Source organism: Hydrogenophaga sp., assembly GCF_031426985.1.
In the GTDB taxonomy this organism is placed as follows: domain Bacteria; phylum Pseudomonadota; class Gammaproteobacteria; order Burkholderiales; family Burkholderiaceae_C; genus Hydrogenophaga.
Genome location: NZ_JASJOY010000066.1, coordinates 1 through 7,249 on the forward strand (window position 1 = coordinate 1; position 7,249 = coordinate 7,249).

Genomic DNA, 7,249 nt, shown 5'->3' on the forward strand with positions numbered 1-7,249 from the left:
GCGTCGTGCAGCGTGTCGCCGCAGCGCAGCTTGTGCGTGGGCACCACGCGCTCGGTCTCGGTCGCGAGGTCGACCGAGGGGTTCATGGTCAGGCAGAGAACGCGGGGGACGGGGCGGTCGGTGTTCATGCGGTGGTTGTACCGCATCGCCCGGGCGGATCTTTTGTCCGCGCTCAACGCAGGTGCTTGATCCGCTTGGCCAGGAAGGCCTGGGCCACGGTCATGCCCCGGGGCCCGGGGTGCACGGCGATGGCGGCGCCGGCCGCGACGGTGCCGGGCCGCTCCACCGCGAGGTAGCAGCCGCAGCAGACGCCCTCGACCATGCGCCGCCCGGCGTCGGGCAGACCGGTGACGGCGTTGAACTTGAAGCAGGGCTCGCGGGGCGCGGTCACGCGCAGCACCAGATCGCCGATCACCCAACGGTCCCCGATCCAGACGCCGTGTTCCAGCAGGCCTTCGGTGCTCAGGTTCTCGCCCATGAAGCCGTGCGGCAGCGGCTCGTCGAACAGGGTCAGGCCGCGTTCGCGCCGCAGCCTGTGCCAGAAGGGCAGGTGTTCGACCGGGTAGGCGTAGACCGCCTTGTCCAGGCCGCCGTGCACCGACAGGTCGGCCTGCTCGTCGCCCGCCAGGCCCAGCGACCCGACGGCGACCGGCCCTGGAACCGGGGATTTGCCGATGGCCGAGAGCAGACGTCGCCCGCCGATCAGCAGCGGCCGCGCCGCCCCGGTCTGGACGCTGACGATGTGTGCGCTCTCCGGGGGCATCAGCCGCGCATCAGCGCTTCGATCTCATCGGCCTGGACCGGCACGTCGCGCGTGATCAGTTCGCAGCCGGTGTCGGTGACGATGGCGTCGTCCTCGATGCGGATGCCGATGTTCCAGAACGCCTCGGGCACGCCCTCGCCCGGGCGCACGTACAGGCCGGGCTCGATGGTCAGCACCATGCCGGGGCGCAGGATGCGGCTGGGCCGATCCTTGATCACTTCGCCGCTCAGCGGGTCCTTGCGTTCGCTGACCGTGCCCACTTCGCTGGGCTCCACATAGCTGCCGCAGTCGTGCACGTCCATGCCCAGCCAGTGGCCGGTGCGGTGCATGTAGAACGGGAAGTAGCTGCGGTTGGCGATCACGTCCTGCGCGCTGCCCACCTTGTTTTTGTCGAGCAGGCCGACATCCAGCAGGCCCTGCGCCAGCACCGCCACCGTGGCCTCGTGCGGATCGGTGAAGCGTGCACCGGCCTTGGTCGCGGCGACCGCGGCGTCCTGCGAGGCCAGCACCAGGTCGTACAGCGTGCGCTGCGGGCCGGTGAACACGCCGTTGGCCGGGAAGGTGCGGGTGATGTCGCTGGCGTAACCGTCGAGTTCGCAGCCGGCGTCGATCAGCACCAGCTCGCCGCTGCGGATGGGCGCGGCATCGGCGCGGTAGTGCAGCACGCAGGCGTTGGCCCCGGCCGCGACGATGCTGCCGTAGGCCGGGTACTGCGAACCGTGCTGGCGGAATTCGTGCAGCAGCTCGGCGTCCAGGTGGTACTCGCGCACGTCCTGGCCGGCGCGCAGCATGGCGGCGCAGCGCTGCATGGTGCGCACGTGGGCGCGGGCGCTGATCTGCGAGGCGCGGCGCATCACGTCCTGCTCGTGGGCGTCTTTGATCAGGCGCATCTCGTCCAGCGGGCCGCACAGGTCGCGCTGCTGCTCGGGGCACAGCGCGCCGTAGCGCACGCGGGCGCGCACCGGCTGCAGCCAGCCGTTGATGCGGCTGTCCAGTCCCTGGTGGGTGGCGAAGGGGAACCAGACCACGCTGCGGTTTTCCAGCAGCTTGGGCAGCCGCTGGTCCAGCTCGGTCACCGGGTGCGCGGCCTGCACGCCCAGCGCCTCGGGCGCGGCGGCCGGGCCCAGGCGGATGCCGTCCCAGATCTCGCGCTCGGTGTCCTTGGGGTTGCAGAACAGCGTGGCCTCACCCTCGGCGGTCAGCACCAGCCAGGCGTTGGGCTCGGTGAAGCCGGTCAGGTAGTAGAAGTAGCTGTCGTGCCGGAACAGGAAGTCGCTGTCGCGGTTGCGCTGCTGTTCGGGCGCGGTGGGCACGATGGCGATGCCACCGGGGGTCAGCTGCGCGGCCAGGCGGGCGCGGCGCTGTGCGTAGAGGGCGTGGGAAGTGTGTGCGTCCATGGCGGCATTCTCCGTGTTTTGCAACGTCACCGCCGCACCACTGCCCGGGGCACAGTTCAAGCCAGGAAGCGGTGGAGCCGGCTTCGCCAGGCCATCCGCATCGCCCTCTTGCGGGGCTGCGGCTCCAAGTCTGCCTACGCAGACTTGGACAGCGTTCAGCCCGTTGGCGGGCGACCGAACCACCGCCAATGGAGGGTGCATCCGGCATCGAGGTGTTGGGTGATTGGGCCAGTGTGCTGGGGCAGGTGCAGGCCGCGCTGAAGCTGCGGTCTCCATAGGCCTGGATGGCCAGCCTTGTCGCAACCCCATGTTTATGGGGTCCGGATCGCCGCGGGCCTCGGTATTCTCGCTCTCAAAGGCGTGTGCTACGGGCGCAGCGTTTTTTCACCTTGTACCCGAACCATCTCTCGATTGGGAATCACCATGATCTGCGGAATGCGGGCCGTTACGGCCAGACTTTTTTTCACCTTGCTGCTTGTACTGGCAGGTGGCCGGGCCATGGCGGCGGGTGCGCTGGCGATTGACAGCCTGCAGGGAGAAAAATACGGTTTCTCCTTCAATCATCCCAATTCCGAGCAGGCGGAAAAACGCGCCTTGCGGGAATGCGGCCCGGATTGCGCCGTGGTGCTTCGCTTCCGCGGTGAATGCGGCGCCTATGCCGCTGACCAGGCCAAGGGGTCCAACGCTTATGGCTGGGGAACCGGCGCCACAAGTTCGGTCGTCCAGCAGCGGGCGCTGTCGGAGTGTCGGGTCAGGGGGGGCTCGAGCTGCAAGGTCCGTTCATGGGGTTGCGATGCCACGAAGGCCTCAGCCGACCCGGATGACGCATCGAGGGAGAACAAACCGGCCAGCGCGGAATTCCAGATCCAGGGCAACTGGAGCGTGGAGTACGCCGGATCGAACGGGTTTCCTTACCGGGGAACATTGCAGGTCCATGAAACGGTCGGCAACGGCATTTATCGGGGCGTGATGGTCCTGGCCTACACCAACAACCAGGGCCAGTCCAAGAAGGTCCAGCAGGACACGCGCGTCACCGTGCGGGGAAACACCGTCATCATCCAGGGCAGCAATCCCGTCTATCTGCTCGGTTCCGGCAAGTACGACCCTGACACCTACACCGTAAGCATCAGTGGCGCCAATGTGCTGCGCGGGGAAAACAACGACACCGGCGGCGCCGGTGGTGCGGTGGTGATTACGCGGAATTAAACCAATTCCTTCAGCCGCTCGGGCGTGCCCACGTCGGTCCAGGGCCCGGTGTAGAGCTCGGCGCTCACGCGGCCGGCGTCCATGGCCTTGCGCAGCAGCGGCGCCAGTGGCGCGGCCGTGCCCTGGGGGTTGCCGGGCAGGATGTCGCACCACGGTGTCTCGAACAACGCGCGCCGGTACAGGCCGATGGTGCTGTAGGTGAAGCGCTCGCCGTCGCTGCTGTTGAGCGCCAGGCCTTCGGGCGACAGGCCGAAGTCGCCTTTGGGGTTGTGCGTCGGGTTGGGCACCAGCCAGAGGTGGGCCAGCGCACCGCTGGCGGCAAAGCGTTGCACCGCGGCCTGGGTGAAGGCGAAGCCGGGCATGTACACGTCGCCGGCCAGCACCCAGAACACGTCGTTGAGCAGGGGCAAGGCGCGGGCGATGCCGCCCGCCGTCTCCAGCGCGTAGCCGAAGTCCACGCCCTCGTGCGAATAGCTGAGGTGGCTGCCCGGGTGGCGGGCCGGCCAGTCGGCGAAGTGGGCCGAAATCTGTTCGCCCAGCCAGGCCGTGTTGACCACCAGGTGGACAAAACCACCGGCCATCAGGGCCTCCATGGGCCACTGCATCAGCGGTTGGCCCATCGCGGGCAGCAGGGGCTTGGGGGTGTGGTCGGTCAGCGGCCGCATGCGCGTGCCACGACCGGCGGCCAGGAGGATGGCGGAGGCGCTCATGTCGGTGGGGTCAGGCCAGTGGCGGGCGGCGCAGGGCCGTCCGGACAAAGAGCCATTATTCCCGAGCCAGCCCCTGCGTGCTGCCTGTGTGTCGCGTGTGGCCCGGCCCCGCGCGGACCGTGCTTTCGGGGCCGGCCGGGTGCGGCCGATAAAATCAGCGGTTTCGCGCCCGCGCGCCATTCCCATCCCACCACCTCCGCACCCCATGTTCGACGCCACCCCCAGCACCGCTCCCGCCCCCGCTCCTGTCTCCACCGTGAGCGCCCAGACCCAGGCCAACGCCATCCGCGCGCTCGCCATGGACGCGGTGCAGGCCGCCAACTCCGGCCACCCCGGCGCGCCCATGGGCATGGCCGACATGGCCGTCGCGCTGTGGGGCCGCCACCTGCGCCACAACCCGACCAACCCGGCCTGGGCCAACCGCGACCGCTTCGTGCTGTCCAACGGCCACGGCTCCATGCTGATCTACGCGCTGCTGCACCTCACGGGCTACAAGCTGCCGATCGGCGAACTCAAGAACTTCCGCCAGCTCGGCAGCAAGACCGCCGGCCACCCCGAAGTCGGCCACACGCCCGGCGTGGAAACCACCACCGGCCCGCTGGGCCAGGGCATCACCAACGCGGTGGGCATGGCGCTGGCCGAGAAGCTGCTGGCGTCCGAGTTCAACCGCGAAGGCCATGCCATCGTTGACCACAACACCTATGTGTTCCTGGGCGACGGCTGCCTGATGGAAGGCATCAGCCACGAGGCCGTGGCCCTGGCCGGTGCCTGGAAGCTCAACAAGCTGGTCGCCCTGTACGACGACAACGGCATCTCCATCGACGGCCAGGTCGCGCCCTGGTTCATCGACGACACCCCCAAGCGTTTTGAAGCCTGCGGCTGGAACGTGATCCGCGCCGTCGACGGCCACGACGCCGACGCCGTGAGCGCCGCCATCGCCGCCGCCAAGAACAGCGCCGACAAGCCCACCCTGATCTGCTGCAAGACCAGCATCGGCAAGGGCAGCCCGAACCGCGCCAACACCGCCAAGGCCCACGGCGAGCCGCTGGGCGCCGAAGAAATCAAGCTCACCCGCGAAGCCCTGGGCTGGAGCCACGCGCCCTTCGTGATCCCCAAGGACGTGTACGCCGCCTGGGACGCCAAGGACGCCGGCAAAGCCGCCGAGGCCGCCTGGAACGAGCAGTTCGCCGCCTACAAGGCCGCCTTCCCCGAGCTGGCCAAGGAGTTCGTGCGCCGCATGAAGGGCGAGCTGCCCAAGTCCTTCCACCAGGTGGCCGTCAACGCCGCCGTCGAAGCCCACACCAAGGCCGAGACCGTGGCCAGCCGCAAGGCCAGCCAGATCGCGCTGGAGGCCTTCACGGCCGCCCTGCCCGAGCTGCTGGGTGGCAGCGCCGACCTGACCGGCTCCAACCTGACCAACACCAAGTCCACGCCCAACCTGCGCTTCGATCTGGCCGGCAACGTGGTGAAGAACGAGGCCGGCCAGGGTGGCCGCCACATCAACTACGGCGTGCGCGAATTCGGCATGGCCGCGATCATGAACGGCGTCGCGCTGCACGGTGGCTTCATCCCCTACGGCGGCACCTTCCTCACGTTCTCCGACTACAGCCGCAACGCCATCCGCATGGCCGCGCTGATGAAGCAGCGCGTGATCCACGTCTTCACGCACGACTCCATCGGCCTGGGCGAAGACGGCCCGACCCACCAGTCGATCGAGCACGTCGCCAGCCTGCGCCTGATCCCGGGCCTGGACGTCTGGCGTCCGGCCGACACGGCCGAAACCGCCGTGGCCTGGGCCGTGGCCCTGCAGACCGCCAACCGCCCCAGCGCTCTGTGCCTGTCGCGCCAGAACCTGCCCTATGCGCCCAAGGCCGACCTGGCCGACATCAGCAAGGGCGCCTACGTGCTGTCCGAGCCGGCCGACGTGGGCATCAAGAAGAAGGCCCAGGCGGTGATCATCGCCACCGGTTCCGAAGTGCAGCTGGCGCTCAAGGCGCAAGAGCAGCTGGCCAAGGAACACAAGATCGCCGTGCGCGTGGTCTCGGTGCCCAGCACCAATGTGTTCGACCGCCAGAGCGCCGAGTACAAGGCCGCCGTGCTGCCCAAGGGCCTGCCGCGCGTGGCCGTCGAGATGGGTTCGACCGACGGCTGGTGGAAGTACGGCGTCTCGGCCGTGGTCGGCATCGACACCTACGGCGAATCCGCCCCTGCGCCGGTGCTGTTCCAGCACTTCGGCTTCACCCCGGCCAACGTGGTGGACACCGTCCGCACCGTGCTGGCCAAGTAATCGAGTTCCGGTTTCCCTTTTCTTTTTCATCCATCCACAGGAGCAGAGGACATGGCTATCAAAGTCGGTATCAACGGTTTCGGCCGCATCGGTCGCAACGTGCTGCGCAGCGCGATCCAGAACTTTTCGGACATCGAGGTCGTTGCCATCAACGACCTGCTGGAGCCCGACTACCTGGCCTACATGCTCCAGTACGACAGCGTGCACGGCCGCTTCAAGGGCACGGTCAAGGTCGAGGGCGGCAACATCGTCGTCAACGGCAAGACCATCCGCCTGACGCAGGAACGTGACCCCGCGAACCTGAAGTGGGCCGACGTCGGCGCCGATGTCGTCATCGAGTCCACCGGCCTGTTCCTGGACAAGGTCACGGCCCAGAAGCACCTGGACGCCGGCGCCAAGAAGGTCATCCTGTCGGCCCCGTCCAAGGACGACACGCCCATGTTCGTCTACGGCGTGAACGACAAGACCTACGCCGGCCAGGCCATCATCAGCAACGCCAGCTGCACCACCAACTGCCTGGCCCCCGTGGCCAAGGTGCTGAACGACAAGTGGGGCATCAAGCGCGGCCTGATGACCACGGTGCACGCAGCGACCGCCACCCAGAAGACCGTGGACGGCCCGTCCAACAAGGACTGGCGCGGCGGCCGCGGCATCCTGGAAAACATCATCCCGTCCTCCACCGGTGCCGCCAAGGCCGTGGGCGTGGTGATTCCTGAGCTGAACAAGAAGCTGACCGGCATGTCCTTCCGCGTGCCGACGTCTGACGTGTCGGTGGTGGACCTGACGGTGGAACTCAACAGCGAAGCCAGCTACGAAGAAATCTGCGCCGAAATGAAGGCGCAGAGCGAAGGCGCGCTCAAGGGCGTGCTGGGCTACACCACCGACA

6 protein-coding genes are annotated in these 7,249 nt (G+C 68.0%); 3 read left to right on the forward strand and 3 right to left on the reverse strand.

Annotation, left to right across the window (positions count from 1 at the left end; genetic code table 11):
- Window positions 1-172: 172 nt before the first annotated feature.
- On the reverse strand, window positions 173-763 hold the full coding sequence (locus tag RMP09_RS09055) for an MOSC domain-containing protein (protein WP_310565652.1): 591 nt from the start codon (window positions 761-763) through the stop codon (window positions 173-175).
- Window positions 763-2,160 carry an aminopeptidase P N-terminal domain-containing protein gene (locus tag RMP09_RS09060; protein WP_310565653.1) on the reverse strand — a complete coding sequence of 466 codons (1,398 nt, stop codon included), beginning with the start codon at window positions 2,158-2,160 and terminating at the stop codon, window positions 763-765. The genes RMP09_RS09055 and RMP09_RS09060 overlap by 1 nt, the downstream gene beginning before the upstream one ends.
- Before the next feature lie 411 nt (window positions 2,161-2,571).
- On the opposite strand from RMP09_RS09060, the gene RMP09_RS09065 reads away from it, so the two are divergent.
- Entirely contained in the window at window positions 2,572-3,366 is a 795-nt protein-coding gene (locus RMP09_RS09065) for a DUF4189 domain-containing protein (RefSeq protein ID WP_310565654.1), read from the forward strand.
- Here the strand turns inward: RMP09_RS09065 and RMP09_RS09070 are convergent.
- Window positions 3,363-4,076: a nucleotidyltransferase family protein gene (locus RMP09_RS09070; RefSeq protein WP_310565655.1), complete on the reverse strand. Its 714-nt coding sequence runs from the start codon at window positions 4,074-4,076 to the stop codon at window positions 3,363-3,365. The genes RMP09_RS09065 and RMP09_RS09070 overlap by 4 nt on opposite strands.
- A 205-nt stretch (window positions 4,077-4,281) precedes the next feature.
- Here RMP09_RS09070 and tkt point away from each other — a divergent pair, with 205 nt between their 5' ends.
- Both tkt and gap read left to right on the forward strand, forming a co-directional pair.
- Window positions 4,282-6,363, forward strand: coding sequence for a transketolase (tkt, locus tag RMP09_RS09075; protein ID WP_310565656.1), 2,082 nt, complete (start codon window positions 4,282-4,284; stop codon window positions 6,361-6,363).
- A gap of 51 nt (window positions 6,364-6,414) precedes the next feature.
- On the forward strand, window positions 6,415-7,249 hold an 835-nt coding region (gap, locus tag RMP09_RS09080), incomplete at its 3' end, for a type I glyceraldehyde-3-phosphate dehydrogenase (protein WP_310565657.1).

Bases quoted from the DNA above. Each gene is read 5' to 3' on its own strand.
- RMP09_RS09055 (WP_310565652.1), bottom strand. From the start codon at position 763: ATGCCCCCGGAGAGCGCACACATCGTCAGCGTCCAGACCGGGGCGGCG.
- RMP09_RS09070 (WP_310565655.1), bottom strand. From the start codon at position 4,076: ATGAGCGCCTCCGCCATCCTCCTGGCCGCCGGTCGTGGCACGCGCATG.
- RMP09_RS09060 (WP_310565653.1), bottom strand. From the start codon at position 2,160: ATGGACGCACACACTTCCCACGCCCTCTACGCACAGCGCCGCGCCCGC.
- tkt (WP_310565656.1), top strand. From the start codon at position 4,282: ATGTTCGACGCCACCCCCAGCACCGCTCCCGCCCCCGCTCCTGTCTCC.